The following is an 18082-nucleotide window of genomic DNA, read 5'->3' as shown; positions in this document are numbered from 1 at the left end:
GGAAAGCATTGTAAACGCAATGGCTTCGTAGCGATCTGAGCGGCCCCGGAGCAGATTAAAAATGAGTTCATGAGCAAGTGGCATCACTTTAACTTCGTGCTTTCCAATCTTATACGTATGGCAATGACTTTCCCACAAATAGGCAATTTCAACCTGATAGTTCGAGCTAATCGCTTCAATATGAAAATCCCCAACGAGTTCAATCGGTATCCCATTCAACAGATAATGACTCAGAATAGAAGAATAAATCGGTGTTTGACTAAAAACCGGTGAATCCACGGCATATTCCTGCAATGCGGTATGTACGGGAGCGACATCATTATTATCCACATAGATATCAAGATCCCTTGGACTACGTCCAATTTCTACGTGGTGCATCAGTAGTCCACAGCTTCCGCCGATCAGCCATCGCGCTCCCGGAGCCTTTAATAAATGTGTATGTAGGGATGTAATCGCTGGCAGTAACGGCTGGAGCCATATCATGATGCACACACCTTTCGCCTTTATTTCAGAAATAAGGTTTATGGATGACGGAGATGTCACCTACTTGCTTGATCATACATTGACAAGCCAATCGATAGCCTTGCTCAAGCTCTTCAGGCTCCAAACGATTCTCTTCTTCGTCGGAGGGCATGGACAAAAACTCCCTGCCTGACGCTACGTAACAGCGGCATCTGGCGCAAGAACCGCGCGCGCACGAAAATCCCCAATCCAAATCTTCTTTAAGCGCATGATCCAAAATGGATAATCCCGTTTGCGGCTCTATTGATTTTTGTGTTTTGCGTGTTTTTAATTCTAACATAGGTTTTTTTTACCTCCATGTTGTTAAAACAATGATAGCAGCATGTACAATAAAATAGGAATAAATAAAATGAAAGCAATAAAGGAAAGCACGATGCGAAGCGCACCTTGTGTTCGTGTTCTGGCATAAGAAATCAATAGTGACGCTACGACCATAAGGCCTATGGCAACGAAGGAAGCCCACATTTTGTCCAAACCTGACATATTCATAACCCCTTAATCTATTCAGCAATTAAAATTAAGACAGAATAAAGTATAGCATAGGACAAGAAAAAAAGCATAAAGGGGAGTAATCCCCTTCATGCTTTTATTTCTTGCCGAGCATCATGCTCATTAATTGCTGCATGTTGTTTGTATCCAAATTACTGCTTTTTACCGCTTGGATAATGTCATTAATGGTCTCTTCAGACACTTTCACGTTCACCAAACCAGACACTTGCTTGATGAGTTGCCGAAGCTGAGTTTCGCTCTGCATCGTTGAAGGTTTTACACCGCTGGCAATCTTTTGTATATCTTTTGGTGTTACGGATTTACCTGTTTTCTTCTTTACAATGCTTAATACATCCTTCGACATATCTTTACCTGGCATATGTGCCGCCTCCCTATACCTCTTAGTTACTACTAGAGCTTATAAGGTATAGTATGAAAGCATGAAGGATGTGGTGTAGGCTATGCCAACCAATTTGTAGCTGAGCCATTGGCTATTTCTTCAATCTCATGGGTCCTAACTCTTCCCATCAAATCCTGTGCGGCTAACTGAGGCGATTTACCCTCAAAGAGAACATTGTGAAGCTCGTCTGTAATAGGCATGACAACGTCATAGGTGCGAGACAGCTCATAAGCAGCTTTGGTTGTCTTCACGCCTTCTACGACCATCCCCATCTCTTTGAGCACTGCGTCTAGCGGTATTCCCTTAGCCAGCTTGTTGCCAGCCCGCCAATTCCTGCTATGCTGGCTCGTACAAGTCACAATTAAATCACCAATCCCCGCTAAACCGGCAAACGTCAACGGATTAGCCCCCATTGCTGCACCTAACCGAGCTATCTCGGCTAAGCCCCGCGTAAGAAGGGCCGCCTTTGCATTATCTCCAAAGCCCAAGCCATCCGTTAAGCCTGCGCCAAGGGCAATAATATTTTTGAGCGCCCCTCCCACTTCAACACCGGCAACATCAGGGTTGGTATAGACGCGGAAATAAGAATTGATCAGAAGATCCTGTGCCGCTTCAGCTGCATCCAGCTCTTGCGCGGCGACTACGACGGTCGTCGGACACTTGCGAATAACTTCTTCGGCATGGCTTGGCCCCGACAGCACAACAAGTCTTTTGGGGTCTACCTCTGGCAATTCATCAGACAGAACTTCTGTCATACGCTTCAGTGAGCCCGTTTCGAACCCTTTGGTAGCATGAATCAACAAGACATTTTTTTTCAAAAAAGGACGTATATACGAAGCGACCTCTCGCATACCGGAAGAAGGGACAACCAAGATAATGGCATCAGTCTCCTCCACAGCTTCCTGCAGTGAGTTCGTGGCCACAATCAAAGGAGACAGTTCGATATCCGGAAGAAACCGACTATTTATGTGGCTCTCATTAATCTCTTTAACCTGATCCTCATTGCGAGACCATAATAAGACTTCTTTACCGTTATCAGCCAAAACCGAGGCAAGTGCCGTTCCCCAACTTCCAGCTACAAGAACCGATACTTTATTCGACAAGATCGCATTCCTCCTAAAAGTTTTCCATTGGAAAATTTTCTTCGTAGATAAGAAAGTATAAATTGTATACTTTTGCTCCGCATCTACCTTGACAAACGCGGTCGTCCTAGAAGGACGAAGGAGTCATTTATCCTTGGTATGCAATAGCTATTCACACGGATAAACAACTAGGCTCTCTTTTGTCCTAGCTTGTTTTCTTTGCCTTGAATCAGCTTCACAATATTGGTGCGATGTCGGATAAAGGCGAATATACAGAGCACAATGCTAATCCACAGAATCGGTAAAGGTCGGTCCATTCCCCATAGAAGAAAAGGTAAAAGTGCAGTAAGAATGAGGGAACCCAGCGATACGAATCTGGTAATCGCAATGATGACGATTGCTGTCAAGCCTGCAATTAATGTGGGAATAAAGCAAAGAGTAGCCATAACCCCGATGGTAGTGGCAATCCCTTTCCCTCCGCGAAAGCCAAAATATATGGGCCAATTATGTCCAACGATAGCCGCTAAACCGCATAATACACGAACCCATATTTCATCGGTTCCGGGAGCGACCCAGCTGCCGATCCAGACAGCAGCAACACCTTTAAAGCCATCGAGCAGCAAGACAAGGATGGCTGGGCCTTTGCCTAGTACGCGAAGTGTATTCGTTGCTCCGGCATTGCCACTGCCGTGTTTGCGAATATCGATGCCTTTGAACCATTTTCCAAATAAATAACTAAAGCTTATGGAACCCAATAAATAACCAACGACAATCGTCACCCATGACAATCTGCAACAACTCCTATTCTTTATCCGATGACTTTCTACGGCTTAAGATACGAATCGGTGTTCCTTCAAAGCCGAAAGCAGCCCGAATTTTGTTATCCAGATACCGTTCATATGAAAAGTGCATGAGTTCAGGCTCATTCACAAAGAGTACGAACACAGGAGGTTTAACAGCAACTTGCGTCACATAATTGATACGCAAGCGTTTCCCCTTGTCAGTTGGAGGCGGATTATAAGCTACCGCATCGGAAACTACATCGTTCAACGTATGTGTTTGCACACGAAGAGCATGATTCTCGGCAACTTGGACGATAACAGGAAGCAGCTTGTGCAGACGCTGTGTTGTTTTGGCAGATACGAAAACAATAGGCGCATAGCTTAGAAACAAGAAATGATCGCGAATGGTTTGGGTAAAATGCTGCATCGTCTTATCGTCTTTTTCGACAATATCCCATTTGTTGACAACGATGACGATCGCTTTGCCTGCTTCATGGGCATAACCGGCGATATGCTTGTCTTGATCGATAATGCCTTCTTGCCCATCGATGACAACGAGCACAACATCGGCGCGCTCAATCGCTTTCATCGCGCGCATAACACTGTATTTCTCGGTATTCTCGTACACTTTGCCTCTTTTGCGCATGCCGGCCGTGTCGATGATGACGTACTTCTGATCATCCCGTTCAAACGGAGTATCAATCGCATCGCGCGTAGTGCCTGCAACGTCACTAACAATGACTCGTTCTTCACCGAGGATCGCGTTCGTCAAGGACGATTTGCCGACATTTGGGCGGCCGATCAAGGCGAATTTAATGACCTCTTCGCCATATTCGTCGTCTTTCTTATCTGGGAACAAGTTGCATACGACTTCAAGCAAGTCACCGATCCCGATCCCATGGGAGCCTGAAATGCCGACAGGATCGCCAAAGCCTAAAGAATAAAATTCATAGATATCATCTTGGCGCGCCAAGTTATCTACTTTGTTAACCGCAAGCACGATTGGCTTCTTGGAACGGAACAACAACTGCGCGACTTCTTCATCGGAAGAGGTTACGCCCGCTTTGGCATCTACCATGAAAACGATAACGTCTGCTTCCTCAATCGCCAGCTCCGCTTGAATCCGCACCGATTTGAGAATCGCATCTTCGCCGTCAATCTCAATACCACCTGTGTCAATGACGCTGAACGACGTATTCAGCCATTCCCCTATCCCATATAAGCGATCACGCGTTACACCCGGTTTATCTTCTACAATCGCAAGGCGATCGCCTACGATTCGATTGAAAATGGTGGACTTGCCGACATTCGGTCGGCCAACAATTGCAAGAACAGGTCTAGCCACTTCTCATTCACTCCTTCGAATTCCATGATCAGCCATGGAAAAATACGCAACTTACATCATATCAAAAAAGACACGGCTTGGCTAATCCCTTTTGAGATTCCGCTCCTTAAAGCGTGCTCACTGACAAGTTCAGTGATGCTTAACCAAGATCAGTGTGCCATTTTTCAAATCATGAGCGTTCGCGTCCAAAATTTTTTCCAGGGAGAAAGCTACTTTCTGCAGCTCATCCGGTCGGTCAACAATAAATATCGGGCCCCCCACCTACCCGTTCCTTGTCCAAAGTAACAACTGCAAGGATTTGCGACATCTTAGATTCATGCCTCCTTCCGTTTATTTACGCCGGCCTCGGATGGCTTCCGTACTGCGCTTTCAAGAATAGGTACGCGATGCAAGGCAATAAACGTTTTCTCCGCATTCTTTTCTTGTGGAAGCAGCAGTAACCCCAATGTGCCTGTATTCATATCCAGTTTTGCCATAGGCAGGAGAGATGGCTCTCCTTCATCCCTGTACACGCCGAACAGTGTAGATATATCGTGAAGAATCGCCTGTCTTTGACCCAGATTAGCTAAAGTGACACGGTCATTCCGACTTTTCGGCTTAACGAGAAACCCAAGCCCATGCTCTTGAATTTTTTGACGGCTATCCTCTAACCCGACGTTCATAATAAAGATAGAACCGACGAATAAATCGGGACCGTCCAAGCGAATGGGCACTTGCTCAATATCGGCAATCGTTTCCAAGTTTTTTCCTGACTTGAAATAATTCGCGATCCAGATTGAAAATAAAGCTGCAACGATTCCCCAGTACCAAGCAAACCAAATGCTGAATAAGGAGGCTAAGAACGAGGTGAAAATAACGAGATAATTACGTCCTTCGAACACCATTGCGATGCCTTCAATGTAGGCAGCACCTCTGGGGACTAGTTCAAGTTCATCAATCTTTGATAAGCTTTGTCTTTCCATGTTGCGAACATCACGAAACTGTTGGGCTGCGAGCGACAAAAAGGTAACAGCCGTATAATTCTTGTCGAGCAATGCAGGAACAACAACTGCGCCTAATCCTGCTGCGATAACGCCAAGTGAAATATGAATAATTTTACCATGAGGATAGGTTGGATATTGTCTGTAATCCGTTCGCAGCATGTTCATACGAGCTAATACGCCAAAAGTGACACCAACTACAATGCCTATGGTATAGCGATGTGTATCGAACCAATCCATTACTTCCTCCAGCCTCCCCTTCGATCTAACCAGCTTCTTATAACCACTCTGAAACTGTTGAACACAGCAAGGAGAATAATTGTCAAAGTTCTAGCGGCAAAGACGGATAACCACCATTGATCCTGAAAGTAAGCACTCCCTAGAAAATGATAGCCATTCGTACGATGTATCCCTTCCTGATACAGATCACCAATTAAGTAACCAATTGAAAGAGCTGCAATTTGCGCCAATTCATTACGCTGCAGCACGACCATAACAACTGCTAGCACCAGCGCTGTATCCATTTTGGCATCGCCGACAATCAGGATCGGGTCCATGGCGAGCAGCTGCTGTAATAATAAGTGAAGAGAACCTAGTAAAAGACCGATAGACAGGAGATGAAGCTTTTGGATAAACCCATTGGTCACATGCAGAATCCATAAGCTGATTAACACAACTAATAAGTAGACAAGTTGAATACGCACGTGAAATACGGTGATGGTAAATGGAGAAAAAACGAGCCACGAGACAAAAAAAAGAAGCATGCCCTTATGCGATATACTTCTGACATACAACTCCTTCCACCCGCTAGCGAACAAAATAAGCGTAATCGAAAGAAGAATGATAGACAAATAACCCGAGTTCATAATCAGACCACCCTAGAAGGTTAGGCGCTCAGGTGACATTGTCACTGACCAGCCTGTGAATCATCAGGCTCCCCGATTCAATCATGGGCAGCACTGTATGATCCTTAGTATGGCAATTTTTTGATTATTTACTCCGGTTACCTCTATCTGCATATGAAGTTAGTACGATTCCTCTGGTTTGGCACCATTCTGCTGTTTCACCCGTAATGACGACCGAGTGGCGCCACAGCTGTTCAATCGTATTTGTCCCTAGGGCTGTCATAATAAGAATAAGTCCTTGATGAAGTTCATCCGCAAAACGGTGTAGAGCATCAACACCTTCATTACGAAGCACCTTCAGGAACGCCCCTGCCATTCCTACTGCAGATGCGCCTACTGTCAACGCTTTTACGGCTTCCAAAGCGTTTGTAATACCGCCTGAAGCGATAACAGCACCTTGAGGGTAAACAGACAAGGCTTCCAATAAAGAGATGCTTGTCGGGGTTCCCCAATCGTTAAGCCATTCTATTGCTGCAGGGCGTCTTGCATTCTCAATAGCAGCGAAATTAGTACCTCCGGAACCGCCAACGTCAAGAAAACGCACACCGATATCCTGCAGGGCTCTGGCATTGTCCTTCAGGATGCCAAATCCGACTTCCTTCACAATGATCGGCACCTTTACATACCGGACAATATCCTCGATACGCCGAAGCATACCGACAAAGCTGCGATCCCCTTCTGGCATAATGAGTTCCTGCATCACATTCAAATGAATTTGCAGCGCATTAGCTTCGATCATATCAACAGCTCGTTCAGCTTGATCAACCGTCGCTTCGCTACCTAAATTTGCAAATACGATGCCATTCGGATTTTCACGGCGTACGACTTGATAGCTGGCAGCTACCTCGCTATTTTTGATGGCCGACATCTGAGAACCTACCGCCATGACAAATCCCTTTTCCCTTGCCAAAATCGCAAATTCACGATTGATGCTTTCTGTCTCCTGAGCTCCGCCTGTCATCGCATTAATTAAAATCGGCGAACTCATAATGAGATCGCCGATTTGGGTTTTTAATACGATTTGATCGGTCGAAGTTTCAGGAAGACAGTTATGCACAAGCTTGAAATCAGACAGCCCTTGCTGCCGTGATTGTCCAAGCTCCAGCGCGTAATGGACATGCTCCATTTTGCGTGAGATGCGCATCCTTATAGTCCTCCTAAACACAACCTGCAAGCGGTCTTAGACCAATTGCAGGTTGGTATCTTCTGAAATTAAACCGATATTTAACTTATTTTAATTTGGAAAGTTTATCGCCAAAGCGCTCTGCGAGCGTAAAGGAAAGACCTTGATTGCTAAGTGACACGTTTTCATTGCCAGCAATCTCTTTTTGGTGACTTGCGCTGTTTCCGCGGTCACGGTCGCCTCTTGGTTGTCTTTCTCTGTCTGGTTTTGCAGAAGCCGCAGCCGCACCTGCCGGAGCTTCAGGAGCATCCTCGGTGTCTTTAATGCTTAAGCTAACGCGTTTTTCATTCGTGTTGATTTCCAAGATTTTCACTTGAACTTCTTGTCCTTCTTTCAACACTTCATGCGGAGTACCGATGTGACGGTGTGCAATTTGGGAAATGTGCACAAGACCTTCAACACCAGCTGCGATTTCAACGAAAGCGCCGAATGCTGCAAGACGTTTAACCGTACCTGTAACGATATCGCCTGCTTTGAATTCACTCTCTACTTTGGACCAAGGACCATCTTGCGTTGCTTTAATGCTTAGGCTGATTTTGTCGTTAGAAGGATCAAGTTTCAAGATTTGAACTTTCACTTGATCGCCTTCTTTGACAACATCAGAAGCTTGTTCTACATGGTGCCAAGCCAGTTCGGAAATATGAACCAAACCATCAATACCACCGATATCAACGAATGCGCCAAATTGTGTTAAGCGTTGAACCGTACCGTCCAGCACTTGACCAACTTGAAGACCTTCAACGATTTTCTTTTTGCCCGCTTCGAACTCTTCGTCCAGAACATCTTTCTGGGACAGAATGACTTTGTTTTTCTCGCGATCGATTTCTTTCACGCGAAGACGCAAAGTGCGGCCTTTGTAAGATGAGAAATCTTCAACAAATTGACGCTCAACCATGGATGCCGGAACGAATCCGCGCACACCAATATCAACAACAAGACCGCCTTTTACAACTTCAGCTACAGTTGCTTCAAGAATCTCTTTGCTGTCTAGTTGCGCTTGAAGTGTTTCCCAAGCTTTTTCGCTGTCGATAACACGTTTGGACAGAACTAGCGTTTCTTTTGCATCGTTAATCGAAACGATTTTCAGTTCAACTTCTTGGCCCAATTGTACAGCTTGACCCGCATCTTCCAAAGTAACGGAAGAAAGCTCGCGTACCGGAATAACACCATCGTATTTGTAACCGATATCCACGAAGGCTTGATCTGCGTCTACCTTAACGATTTTGCCTTTAACGGTAGCGCCTTTCTTTAGCACAGCAACGTTGTTAAGAGCGTGCTCAGCTTCTGCTTGCGATACGGCTGTTTCTTGTGCTTCTTGAATTTCTTGGGTTTGATCTTCAACTTTTACTTCATCTGACATGGGGTTATCCTCCTCTAATTACAAACAACAATAAATAATTTATAAGTCACAAAGCAGTGATGTAGCTTCTACTCTGTTTCAAACAATAACTTCCATTCGCTATAAGGATAGTATAATTCCAAGCTTTCGATTCCATACATTTCTTTAGCCTTTACTATTAACCGTATGTAATCTGCGAATTTCTTTCATAATCATTTCAGTAGCCTGCTCTAAATCGTCGGAACTTGAACCCGCATATGCGCTTAGATCAACCGGCTTACCATAAACGATTGTCATGCGGCGAAACAGCGAATAGGTCCCGATAATTGCGACAGGCACGACAGCCGCACCTGATTTCAGTGCAAGACTGGCTGCGCCCTTTTTACCCATGCCTCCCGCGTTGCTGCGCGATCCCTCAGGGAATATCCCCATCATATTGCCGTCTTTCAACAAATGGATGGCCAGCCGGATCGATTCTTTGCTGACGCCTCCGCGTTTCACGGGAAAAGCGCCTACTTTAGATAAAATCGAACCAAATACAGGAATATCAAACAACTCTGCTTTGGCCATGAAATGAACTTTGCGTTTAAGCGGTGTCCCTAACAATGGTGGATCCAAAAGGCTGGTATGATTCCCGCATAACACAACGGCACCTTGGGTGGGCACATTCTCTGTCCCCATCGCTCGCAGACCGAAAAATACGGTGAAGAAAAAACGAAATAGCGCCCTACCGATGCGATACAGCATCTTTACTTGCCACCTCCGACTTTGTCTTTGCAAAGCCCAAGTATTTCGTCTACGACTTCCGCAATGGTCATCGAGGTACTGTCCATGAGTACAGCATCATGAGCGCGTCTTAGTGGTGAAATCTCTCTTTCCTGGTCAAATTGATCGCGACGAGCGATGTCTTGTTCCAATTCAGAGAGTGTCATCGTCCCTATTCCGCTGCTCTGCAATTCTTTGAAGCGGCGTTCTGCTCGTTCCGATACGCTGGCCGTAAGGAAAATTTTAATTTCAGCGTCTGGCATCACATGGGTTCCGATATCACGGCCATCCATGACAACACCTTTGGTAGAAGCCATTTGTTGCTGAAGCGATACTAATAAATGACGAATAGCGCCAAAGCTCGCTATCTGGGAAACATCATCCGTAATTGCTTTCGAACGAATTTCTTTAGTTACATCCACGCCATCTACGAAAACCTGTTGACCTTCGGCTCGCGGGATCAGCTCAATCTGCATACGATTAGCCAAGGCAGCTACTTCTGTTTCTTGCTGAGGAAGCAGCCCTTCTTGATGAACTTTCCAGGTTACTGCACGATACATGGCTCCTGTATCCACATAAATAAAACCAAGTGCTCCGGCAACATGGCGGGCAATGGTGCTTTTACCGGCTCCAGCAGGACCATCTATGGCAATATTGAACTTATCCAAGCTGTTGTTCCTCCCTACAATACCTTGCAGTACCTTACGAACAAAAAAGCAGGCACTGCCTGCTGATTAACGAAATTATATCACATTAAAAGGGTTTATGCAAAACTTGGACGCAGGAGCAGTCATTAAAAGCCAACCTCACGAGCGCTCTCCCATTTGATTAGGAGGCTGTATGTAAGGCTTTCCCTCCAATGGTTCAACTCGTGTAAAATGTTTTCGTATGTAAGGAATTTGAAGCAGCGCCTGCACACAGATAAGTAAAATGAAAAAGACGAGCGTCATCCGTATAATCACCTTTTCTACCTTAGCAGAGAAGAGAATAAACAACTGCTCGTAAGATTTACGCTCTTGATCCGTTGACACGAAGAATCCCCCTGTCCACTAAGACATTGTGGGTTCTAGTATGTCCATGGAGGGCAAATCCTATCCGTTTATCTTTTGCGGAAATCCATCTGCCTTTCAAAGCAGAATCGAATGAGCTTTTGCCGCTCGCGGTCTGCAATTTCAATGAATCTGATCATTGCCAATTGCTTCCCAGATTCTAATTTTTTGATCCTGACAATCTCTCCGGTAAAAGGGATGTGTTCAATAGACCCATTTTTATAAGGAACTAGCACCCAACAAGAAATATTGGCATTCAAACCCAGTGGGATATGTCCGTCACAAATAAAAGAAATCCCGCCACCGCCGACATCATCGGTTACCCCAATGAACTGAATTTGATCCGATATTTTCACGGCAATCTCAAGTTCGGCAAGCACACGCAGAAAACTTCTGCGCTGCACTTGTGTAATCGCTTCAAGCTCGGGTTTGCGCAGCTCTACTAAGCGAATGACATCTTCTTTGAATCCTGTAACTGATGTTGTGAAATAGTGCTTTACTCCGCCTTGCGATAAAAAGAAAGTGCTGAGCTCATCCCCGACATACAATTTTTTTAGCTTGCCTGTCTTCTCGTTAAGTGGAATCTCAACAACAATCGATGTATCCGTGACATCCGCAATTCTCGACTTGTATTCGATTCTGGATTCCTCGTCGTCAATCGTATTGAGTTGAATATGCAAAATCTGGTTGACCTTAGGAAGCAATTTCTGCACCTCCGAGACATAATGTGACATTATTATACCATGCCCCATCAATTTAGAAAGAAAAAAAAGAAGCAGGATGCTGAGTCCGGCTTCTCTTCTTGATTACTTGGCTGGTGCAGTTATTTGTTGCGGACGAATGGTTTCGATTTTTTCTTCTGTTCCCAGTTCACCATTCATATATATGCGATACACGTTATTGTTTAGTTTCCCTATAAATTCGTGGCATAGCACTTCCTGATCCAGCTCATTTTTGATAATAGCCAAAGATTGACCCGTCACTTCCATCTTTGGATTGAGCTGCTTGCGCGCTTCCTCCATCGTTATTTTAGGCTGGCCAATCGTTCGCTGCTTTTGCCCATAAATATAATCGGTTGCTTGAAGACCGATTACTTCCAACGTATCGAGCGCAACTTTAACACTAATTTGTTGTGGATAGATGGTGACATCATTTTCCCGCTTTGCGAAGATAAGATTAGCGATATTTTGGAATTGGTCGTAGCTGACTGCACTCATATTTTTATATTCATGCTGGTCCAAAAACTCATTTGCGGTATCTCTAGCTTGTCTCAAGTCAAACTTAGCCGCTTGTACGTTTCTCGGTTTCATAAAATAAACGAGATGGCCGCCTTTTTTGGTAAAATCCATTTGGGTTTCGTTTTCGCTGCCGCCGGTACCTGGCAAGAGTACACTATAGCTTTGATACTCTGGCGCACTGCCGCCATTCTCGATAACTTTTAGTCCGGATGGATCTTTAAGTCCAAGAAATTGGGATGCTTTTTGTTTGATTTCATCGGGTGTCATCTCATTGCCGGACAACATTTTTACATCATTTTTAGAAAAGATATTCATATTCCCAGGGCCCCAATTTAGCTCTTCATAGGCGCCTACTTTTTTATCTACAGATGAAAAGCCATCTATGATCGCATTATCCTGCGCTTCATTTTGAGAGGCTAAAGCTAATTCAACATCCATCCAACGCAAATTGTTCGCGATTACTTTATCCTGAACACCCCGCAGTTCAGAAGTTATTTCTTTGGAATGGTCATAAAGCGCATTCAGCGTCTTCATTTCTTGCTCATTCAACGGGTTTTTCGTCATATCGCGAACGGACATCCGGTAGGAGAAATTGGCCATGTTCGCCAAGAAATCTCCCGTCTTGTTAAACGGCAGCAACGTTAAAGGCAATTGATTAATGTCGCTCTGAGCCTGACTGGTCAATCGCCAAACATTCACTAACCCTTTACGATAAGAAGGTTCAGAGGTTGTATTCACAGCGAGTGTATTTCCCAGTTCTGTGTGCAACGTATCCATGTGATAAGAGAGATCGTGAAACGCCCGCTGATACTGGTTCTCTGCTTTAATCAGAATCGTATTCTTCTGTTGATGCTCTAAATACCCCCAAACTGAAGCCCCGATCAAGGCTAACATTAGAAATGGAAACATGACAATACTTAGTCTTTTGTACACAAAGTTGCTCCTTTCATTTCCAAACTTGCCGTTAGTTTTTACTTGCCAAGATAGGTTTATACATACAAATTGAATGCAAGGATAAACGAATTCGTCATCCTTCAAGGGACTAGCGAGTTTGTCAAGGCAGATGAGAAGCAAACGTATAGACATATACTTATCAACAGAAAAAAGAAGCCTATCCATGAAGGATGGCTTCTCGTTAATCATCTGTCTCAATTTCAAAATCATGTTCATTACTGCATATGCATTGACGGAAGCCCGTCTCGATTTTCCCTTTTTCTTTTTTGCCTTTCAGCACAAATTTCTCACCGCAATGCTTACAGCGAATCTTTACTTTCACTCGCAACATGGACATATACACCCTCCCGGTCGTTCCCAGCAAATGGCTAAGAATTGCCTTGTATATGGTCCATTATGACCCGAATCAGCTAATTTTAATCTCATCATCCAATGAAGCCATGCGTAATGGAGAGCGTGAATTCGCTTGATCTACTTTCCATATCGTACGAATCCAGAGAAATGCCATAACAGGAATCATAATCCACATCCATGCAGATCTAAACACCAATAAAATGTAATCGAATAATCCGTGCCAAAAAATAGGCAGCAACAGCGAAATCAACAAGTACCTTTTCATTTTATGAGGATTGAATTTTGCTTTTCCTACGTAGTAACCCATCATGACACCGAATAAAGCATGCCCCGAAACAGGCAGCAAAGCACGAATCATCAACGCTGAAAAGGAGGACGCGTTCATAAATGCATAAATAATATTTTCCAATGTAGCAAAGCCTAAGCTTACAGCCACCGCATAAACGATTCCGTCATAGGGCTCATCAAATGCAGGATGTCGAAATATAAAATAATACAGAACAAGCCACTTCAGAAATTCTTCTATGCCTCCAGATAAGAAAAAGGCCGATATAAACGTACCTTCTCCAAACTGTTGGATACATGCTTGCTGCAGCACCATGGTCGGATATACGAGCAAAACTCCGAATACAAACATACGGATCACTAAGTGTATGGGCTCTGTTTCGTATTTATCCTTCAAATAAAAGTACACCAACAAGGAGAGACCTGGAGCTACTGCTGCCATGATGATCGGCAGTATATGCATGTTCAGTTCCCCCTTCAATAAGCTATCTCATTTAATAGTTTCATTATAGTTAAATTGCAGCGTATTTTCCAAGCCAATTTACAGATTAGAATGAACTTCACTTTATTCCGTAAAGATGGCCCGATCATTATGAAAATGTATAGGGATGCTTCCTACCGAGCCATTACGATTTTTGGTTAATACAAGGGACAACGCTTGCCGCTCGTCCTCTTCTTGCTGGTCTGGCTGCATAATCAACACGACATCCGCTGATGCCTGTACACTCTCAGGCACCCGCTCCTGCCCCAACTCTAATGCCGTTGCTGCAATAATGGGACAATTCCATTCCCTTGCCCACTGTTTTAACGTATACGCAATCGCTGCTTGCTGCTGCTCCCAGGTTAACGAAGACGCCCCGTTGGCAGCGGGTATTCGCTGTAAATGATCGATAAAGATCACCGGCTCTTTTCCCACAATGGCGGCGATCCGTTCAATCGAAGCCGCCACTTGATCTAATGAAGTCTCCATTGTGCATTCGAGCATCCAGAGCATTTTACTTAATTTCGCATACTGCTTATTAGCTTCAGCGACTTGTTCAGGAGCAACCTTACCCGCAAGCACTTTCTGAGGTGCAATGCCAATTATCCTAGCAATCGAACGTGCCCACAACTCAAAATTCGTCATATCCCAAGAAACGAAAATGACAGGCGTCTGCTCTAGGGCAAGCTGATCTGCAATTTGCTTCAGCAGCATGCTTTTCCCGATGGAGCCTGACCCCGCTATTAAATATAAGCCATTCCCAAACCCTCCGAACAGCAGTTTATCCAGTTTAGGAAATCCAGTGCTAATGCTAGCCACTTGTCCGCGAAATCGTTTCATATATTCTTCTAAATAGACCGTGCTATTCTTGTTGTCAGGAGCTACGGGCGCCAGCATCGTTTCTTCCACAGACTGATTCACTAAGCGAATAAACGTATCCACAGGATTTTGTGCCCTCACGAACAAATCGTTGATGTCCCTTATTGTTTCGGGCAAATTGACAATAAATGACTCCTTGACACATTCCCTTAACAAAGATTCGATCCGTGTAGCATCTCTTCTACCTAATTCATCATTGCCCATGCAGATATATATTCGTTTGTTTGCAAACAATGAAATATGATGCTCTTTAAGCATTCCAGGGTTTGGTACACAAACGGCAGGCATTTTTGCCTGAGCTAAAGTCAGCGTGTCAAATATCCCATTACATAGCACAACTTCATCCGATTCAGCCAGGGCAGAATAATTGAATATAAACTGTTCTACGCCATACAAGGCTTTATATTTCGGCTCTCTATTATCTATGGAACGTCCGATAAGATCGACAATTTCTCCGTTGTAATCCTTGATGGGTACAATAACTCGGTTTTCAAAATAATCACCGATTTGATTCTGATCTACATAAAATCCAATTTTTCCAATCTCAAACCCAATCCGATACTGCAACGCAGTTTCTTCTGTGATTCCCCTTTTTTGCAAATACAAATAAGCCTCTTCGCGCAGCTGCTTCTGGTAATAGGTTACTAGCCTATCCAAATCAACAGCAGCCAAAGCAGGCGCTAATCGTTGGCGTTCTATACTTGTCATTTATGTCTCCCCCATATGGTTACGCTGTTGATCATTACCTACGAAAATAAGCATTCTCAAAAATGCAAATTTGAGAATGCTTGTTCCATAAACAAAGCTTATTTGAAGTGGTGGCAAAGCACCTTTACCGCATCATCCGCTATAATTGTATTCCCGTATTCTTCCAGCACCGCCTGAGTCACAGAAGCAGCCTCACCGAATTCAGATAAGAAGGCAATTAAAGCTTGATATTTGGCTTCTTCAAGTTCAACAGGCTCAAGCTGTAAAATATATTTCCCTTTGTAGGAATAAAGAGTACCACCTTCCATAAGAAGGGGATTAATTACTTTGGCTACACGCAGCAGATCTTCAAAATCACGGAAAGCATAAGAGATGAGATCGCTTTGTTCAAGCGTCACTTCCATTTCGTACACTTCTTCAGCTTCATGATCGTCATACGCATCCGAATTTGCATATAAATCAAGCTTGCCTCTGGTCACAATAACAACCATTCCTTGCGCGGGAAGTGCAAATACTTCAACAGCAAGGGGACCGGATGGGTCAAATCCGAGTTCCGAATAGGCTTGATCCATCATTTCACTGAATAATTCATGTACTTTAGGAATTTCTCTCCACATGTCATCCTTTTGAATTCCGCGTTCAGTTAAGTCATCGAATGTTAGGAAAATCCGTATCTTATCCTGACTTAAGCGTTCTATTTTCATGATAGGATCCTCCTTTGAGCCTTCCGATCGGAAAGCTTGCATCGAAAGCATGGTCATCTTATTAAAACAGAATATGATAAAAAAAGAAAAAGGTGAGCCATTACGATGAAATGGACATGCGTCATTCTCACGTTTTCAAGTTTCATGTTAACATTAATTGAATGTAATTGCACGTGCAAGTTATGTATAAAATAAAAAAGCACAGCCGGCCCCGTGGGTATGCCTGACTGTGCCCACCTTATTCGATTATTGAATTGTTGTCGTATTTTCTTTATTATCCTGCAATATTTCATTAACCGTTGCTTTCAATTGCGGATCCTCTTTAACAATTTTCTCAACTTGATTTAAATTGTTCGAGCTTGTTTGAGAGGTATTTTTGGCCGTTGATTCCTTAAAAGATTTGCTAACCAACGAGTCTCTAGCTTTATCGACGACTTTTCCCATCGATTCGCTTGATGAACTAAATGCAGAGAACAACATCGATTTACTTTTACGGTTGAGATATACGACTGCCGCAGCACCTGCAATACCGCCGAGCAAAAAAGTACCAATTTTCATTGGATCTCCCTCCATGTTGAGTAGTTTGAATCATTCATAGCTTGTGCGAGTTATTGAACAGGCATACACCGAACGAACAAGGAAAACAAAGGAGATTCGAGATACTGAAAATGTGGTACTATAAGAAGAGACCAACAAGCTAAGAGCCTAAGGAGAAAAAAGCGATGAAGAAAGAAGCAAGCATCCTCATACTCACCGTCATGATTTTATTGAGCGCATGTACAGGCAATCCAAAAATTTCAGGGACTGCTTCCACATCGGATTCAGCATCACCTATTGCTGTTACGGTTACGCCTAGCCCTTCACCTTCGGCTACGCCCGTTCCAACACCCACACCTGAACCAACTAAGCCTGCTCAACAAGCAGTCAAGAAAGAGTATCATATGAATAAAAACTATGATATTGTACCCAATGACCCGAATGGCAACAAAAAAGTTATTCTACTGACATTCGATGATGGACCTAAAGATCAAGCTATGAATGAAGCGCTCATTCAAATCTTAAAAAAACATAATGCCAAAGCGATCTTCTTCTTTAATGGCTATCGCATCAAACAGAAGCCTGAGCTTGTCAAACTGGTGCATGATAGCGGCCAAATAGTTGGCAACCATTCCTGGGATCATGATAATTTGAAAGATATGACCAATGCCAAAATTGATCAACAGGTAGACGATGTACAAAAAATAGTGAAGGATCTGATTGGTGAAGAACCTCAATTTTTCCGTCCTCCATTCGGCTCCGGCAATGACTATTTAAAAGAAAAAATAAAAAATAAAAAAATGCTCTATATGACATGGTCCAACGGCTCCTTAGATTGGGAAATGACAAATACTAAAAATGATTCCGGCAAGGTTATTGAAAATGTCATGAAACAGCTGCACGGCGGCAGCAACATTCTCATGCATGAACTCCCATGGACAATAAAAGCATTGGATACACTGCTTACACAGCTGGAGGAAAAAGGCTATTCCTTTGTAGACCCTAATGCCATTGAACTGGAAATGAGATAAGGATAAACGGCTTCGTTGTACTTCAGGGATGAGCGAGTTTGTCAAGGTAGATGCGAAGTAAAGCCTAGAC

At 43.8% G+C, this 18082-nt stretch carries 23 protein-coding genes; 1 reads left to right on the top strand and 22 read right to left on the bottom strand.

The window, feature by feature from the left end:
* From FU659_RS25515 to FU659_RS25420, 22 genes are all read right to left on the bottom strand, one after another.
* A partial coding sequence (locus FU659_RS25515) for a nucleotidyltransferase family protein (protein WP_147950141.1) occupies positions 1–483 on the bottom strand: 483 nt, incomplete at its 3' end.
* Between the two features lie 25 nt (positions 484–508).
* Positions 509–802, bottom strand: a complete 294-nt coding sequence (locus FU659_RS25510; RefSeq protein ID WP_147950140.1) for a 2Fe-2S iron-sulfur cluster-binding protein — start codon at positions 800–802, stop codon at positions 509–511.
* Positions 803–825: 23 nt separating this feature from the next.
* Positions 826–1005 (bottom strand): DUF2768 family protein, encoded by a 180-nt coding sequence (locus FU659_RS25505; protein WP_147950139.1) that lies wholly within the window; start codon positions 1003–1005, stop codon positions 826–828.
* Positions 1006–1108: 103 nt separating this feature from the next.
* A complete protein-coding gene (locus tag FU659_RS25500; protein ID WP_147950138.1) occupies positions 1109–1390 on the bottom strand; it encodes a stage VI sporulation protein F in 282 nt (93 codons plus the stop codon).
* An 80-nt stretch (positions 1391–1470) separates the two neighbouring features.
* Positions 1471–2514: an NAD(P)H-dependent glycerol-3-phosphate dehydrogenase gene (locus tag FU659_RS25495; protein WP_147950137.1), complete on the bottom strand. Its 1044-nt coding sequence runs from the start codon at positions 2512–2514 to the stop codon at positions 1471–1473.
* A gap of 167 nt (positions 2515–2681) precedes the next feature.
* Positions 2682–3272, bottom strand: coding sequence for a glycerol-3-phosphate 1-O-acyltransferase PlsY (gene plsY / locus FU659_RS25490; RefSeq protein WP_147950145.1), 591 nt, complete (start codon positions 3270–3272; stop codon positions 2682–2684).
* Between the two features lie 22 nt (positions 3273–3294).
* Positions 3295–4620 carry a ribosome biogenesis GTPase Der gene (gene der / locus FU659_RS25485; RefSeq protein WP_147950136.1) on the bottom strand — a complete coding sequence of 442 codons (1326 nt, stop codon included), beginning with the start codon at positions 4618–4620 and terminating at the stop codon, positions 3295–3297.
* A gap of 129 nt (positions 4621–4749) precedes the next feature.
* Positions 4750–4881: a capping complex subunit for YIEGIA gene (locus tag FU659_RS39005; RefSeq protein ID WP_397356522.1), complete on the bottom strand. Its 132-nt coding sequence runs from the start codon at positions 4879–4881 to the stop codon at positions 4750–4752.
* Positions 4882–4934: 53 nt separating this feature from the next.
* Positions 4935–5840 carry a YIEGIA family protein gene (locus tag FU659_RS25480; RefSeq protein ID WP_147950135.1) on the bottom strand — a complete coding sequence of 302 codons (906 nt, stop codon included), beginning with the start codon at positions 5838–5840 and terminating at the stop codon, positions 4935–4937.
* Positions 5840–6466 (bottom strand): YphA family membrane protein, encoded by a 627-nt coding sequence (locus FU659_RS25475; RefSeq protein ID WP_147950134.1) that lies wholly within the window; start codon positions 6464–6466, stop codon positions 5840–5842. The genes FU659_RS25480 and FU659_RS25475 overlap by 1 nt, the downstream gene beginning before the upstream one ends.
* A gap of 124 nt (positions 6467–6590) precedes the next feature.
* Positions 6591–7649 carry a type 2 isopentenyl-diphosphate Delta-isomerase gene (gene fni / locus FU659_RS25470; protein WP_147950133.1) on the bottom strand — a complete coding sequence of 353 codons (1059 nt, stop codon included), beginning with the start codon at positions 7647–7649 and terminating at the stop codon, positions 6591–6593.
* An 85-nt stretch (positions 7650–7734) separates the two neighbouring features.
* Entirely contained in the window at positions 7735–9048 is a 1314-nt protein-coding gene (gene rpsA / locus FU659_RS25465) for a 30S ribosomal protein S1 (RefSeq protein WP_147950132.1), read from the bottom strand.
* A gap of 144 nt (positions 9049–9192) precedes the next feature.
* On the bottom strand, positions 9193–9774 hold the full coding sequence (locus FU659_RS25460; protein WP_147950131.1) for a lysophospholipid acyltransferase family protein: 582 nt from the start codon (positions 9772–9774) through the stop codon (positions 9193–9195).
* Positions 9775–9776: 2 nt separating this feature from the next.
* Positions 9777–10460: a (d)CMP kinase gene (gene cmk, locus FU659_RS25455; protein WP_147950130.1), complete on the bottom strand. Its 684-nt coding sequence runs from the start codon at positions 10458–10460 to the stop codon at positions 9777–9779.
* 138 nt (positions 10461–10598) lie between these two features.
* Positions 10599–10823 carry a hypothetical protein gene (locus tag FU659_RS25450; RefSeq protein WP_147950129.1) on the bottom strand — a complete coding sequence of 75 codons (225 nt, stop codon included), beginning with the start codon at positions 10821–10823 and terminating at the stop codon, positions 10599–10601.
* Between the two features lie 68 nt (positions 10824–10891).
* Positions 10892–11575 (bottom strand): flagellar brake protein, encoded by a 684-nt coding sequence (locus FU659_RS25445; protein WP_147950128.1) that lies wholly within the window; start codon positions 11573–11575, stop codon positions 10892–10894.
* 72 nt (positions 11576–11647) lie between these two features.
* Positions 11648–13012, bottom strand: a complete 1365-nt coding sequence (gene ypeB / locus FU659_RS25440; RefSeq protein WP_147950127.1) for a germination protein YpeB — start codon at positions 13010–13012, stop codon at positions 11648–11650.
* Between the two features lie 202 nt (positions 13013–13214).
* A complete protein-coding gene (locus FU659_RS35800) occupies positions 13215–13370 on the bottom strand; it encodes a hypothetical protein (protein WP_187274390.1) in 156 nt (51 codons plus the stop codon).
* Between the two features lie 69 nt (positions 13371–13439).
* Positions 13440–14135, bottom strand: a complete 696-nt coding sequence (gene prsW / locus FU659_RS25435; protein ID WP_147950126.1) for a glutamic-type intramembrane protease PrsW — start codon at positions 14133–14135, stop codon at positions 13440–13442.
* Between the two features lie 102 nt (positions 14136–14237).
* Entirely contained in the window at positions 14238–15740 is a 1503-nt protein-coding gene (locus FU659_RS25430; protein WP_147950125.1) for a DnaB-like helicase C-terminal domain-containing protein, read from the bottom strand.
* A 98-nt stretch (positions 15741–15838) separates the two neighbouring features.
* On the bottom strand, positions 15839–16444 hold the full coding sequence (locus FU659_RS25425; protein WP_147950124.1) for a genetic competence negative regulator: 606 nt from the start codon (positions 16442–16444) through the stop codon (positions 15839–15841).
* 246 nt (positions 16445–16690) lie between these two features.
* The gene (locus tag FU659_RS25420; protein WP_147950123.1) at positions 16691–17002 is read right to left on the bottom strand and encodes a hypothetical protein; all 312 of its coding nucleotides are present in this window, start codon (positions 17000–17002) and stop codon (positions 16691–16693) included.
* A 164-nt stretch (positions 17003–17166) separates the two neighbouring features.
* On the opposite strand from FU659_RS25420, the gene FU659_RS25415 reads away from it, so the two are divergent.
* Entirely contained in the window at positions 17167–18012 is an 846-nt protein-coding gene (locus tag FU659_RS25415) for a polysaccharide deacetylase family protein (RefSeq protein WP_147950122.1), read from the top strand.
* The last annotated feature ends 70 nt before the right edge of the window (positions 18013–18082 follow it).

It is taken from the genome of Paenibacillus sp. N3.4, from assembly GCF_008017805.1.
Taxonomy (GTDB): domain Bacteria; phylum Bacillota; class Bacilli; order Paenibacillales; family NBRC-103111; genus Paenibacillus_E.
Note: the sequence above shows the minus strand (reverse complement) of the source record. Positions and strands in the feature narration are given on the sequence as shown.

Bases quoted from the DNA above. Each gene is read 5' to 3' on its own strand.
- FU659_RS25430 (WP_147950125.1), bottom strand. From the start codon at position 15,740: ATGACAAGTATAGAACGCCAACGATTAGCGCCTGCTTTGGCTGCTGTT.
- fni (WP_147950133.1), bottom strand. From the start codon at position 7,649: ATGCGCATCTCACGCAAAATGGAGCATGTCCATTACGCGCTGGAGCTT.
- FU659_RS35800 (WP_187274390.1), bottom strand. From the start codon at position 13,370: ATGTCCATGTTGCGAGTGAAAGTAAAGATTCGCTGTAAGCATTGCGGT.
- FU659_RS25415 (WP_147950122.1), top strand. From the start codon at position 17,167: ATGAAGAAAGAAGCAAGCATCCTCATACTCACCGTCATGATTTTATTG.
- FU659_RS25460 (WP_147950131.1), bottom strand. From the start codon at position 9,774: ATGCTGTATCGCATCGGTAGGGCGCTATTTCGTTTTTTCTTCACCGTA.
- FU659_RS25475 (WP_147950134.1), bottom strand. From the start codon at position 6,466: ATGAACTCGGGTTATTTGTCTATCATTCTTCTTTCGATTACGCTTATT.
- FU659_RS25480 (WP_147950135.1), bottom strand. From the start codon at position 5,840: ATGGATTGGTTCGATACACATCGCTATACCATAGGCATTGTAGTTGGT.
- FU659_RS25425 (WP_147950124.1), bottom strand. From the start codon at position 16,444: ATGAAAATAGAACGCTTAAGTCAGGATAAGATACGGATTTTCCTAACA.
- FU659_RS25445 (WP_147950128.1), bottom strand. From the start codon at position 11,575: ATGTCACATTATGTCTCGGAGGTGCAGAAATTGCTTCCTAAGGTCAAC.
- rpsA (WP_147950132.1), bottom strand. From the start codon at position 9,048: ATGTCAGATGAAGTAAAAGTTGAAGATCAAACCCAAGAAATTCAAGAA.
- FU659_RS25500 (WP_147950138.1), bottom strand. From the start codon at position 1,390: ATGCCAGGTAAAGATATGTCGAAGGATGTATTAAGCATTGTAAAGAAG.
- FU659_RS25420 (WP_147950123.1), bottom strand. From the start codon at position 17,002: ATGAAAATTGGTACTTTTTTGCTCGGCGGTATTGCAGGTGCTGCGGCA.
- FU659_RS25510 (WP_147950140.1), bottom strand. From the start codon at position 802: ATGTTAGAATTAAAAACACGCAAAACACAAAAATCAATAGAGCCGCAA.
- FU659_RS25505 (WP_147950139.1), bottom strand. From the start codon at position 1,005: ATGTCAGGTTTGGACAAAATGTGGGCTTCCTTCGTTGCCATAGGCCTT.
- prsW (WP_147950126.1), bottom strand. From the start codon at position 14,135: ATGCATATACTGCCGATCATCATGGCAGCAGTAGCTCCAGGTCTCTCC.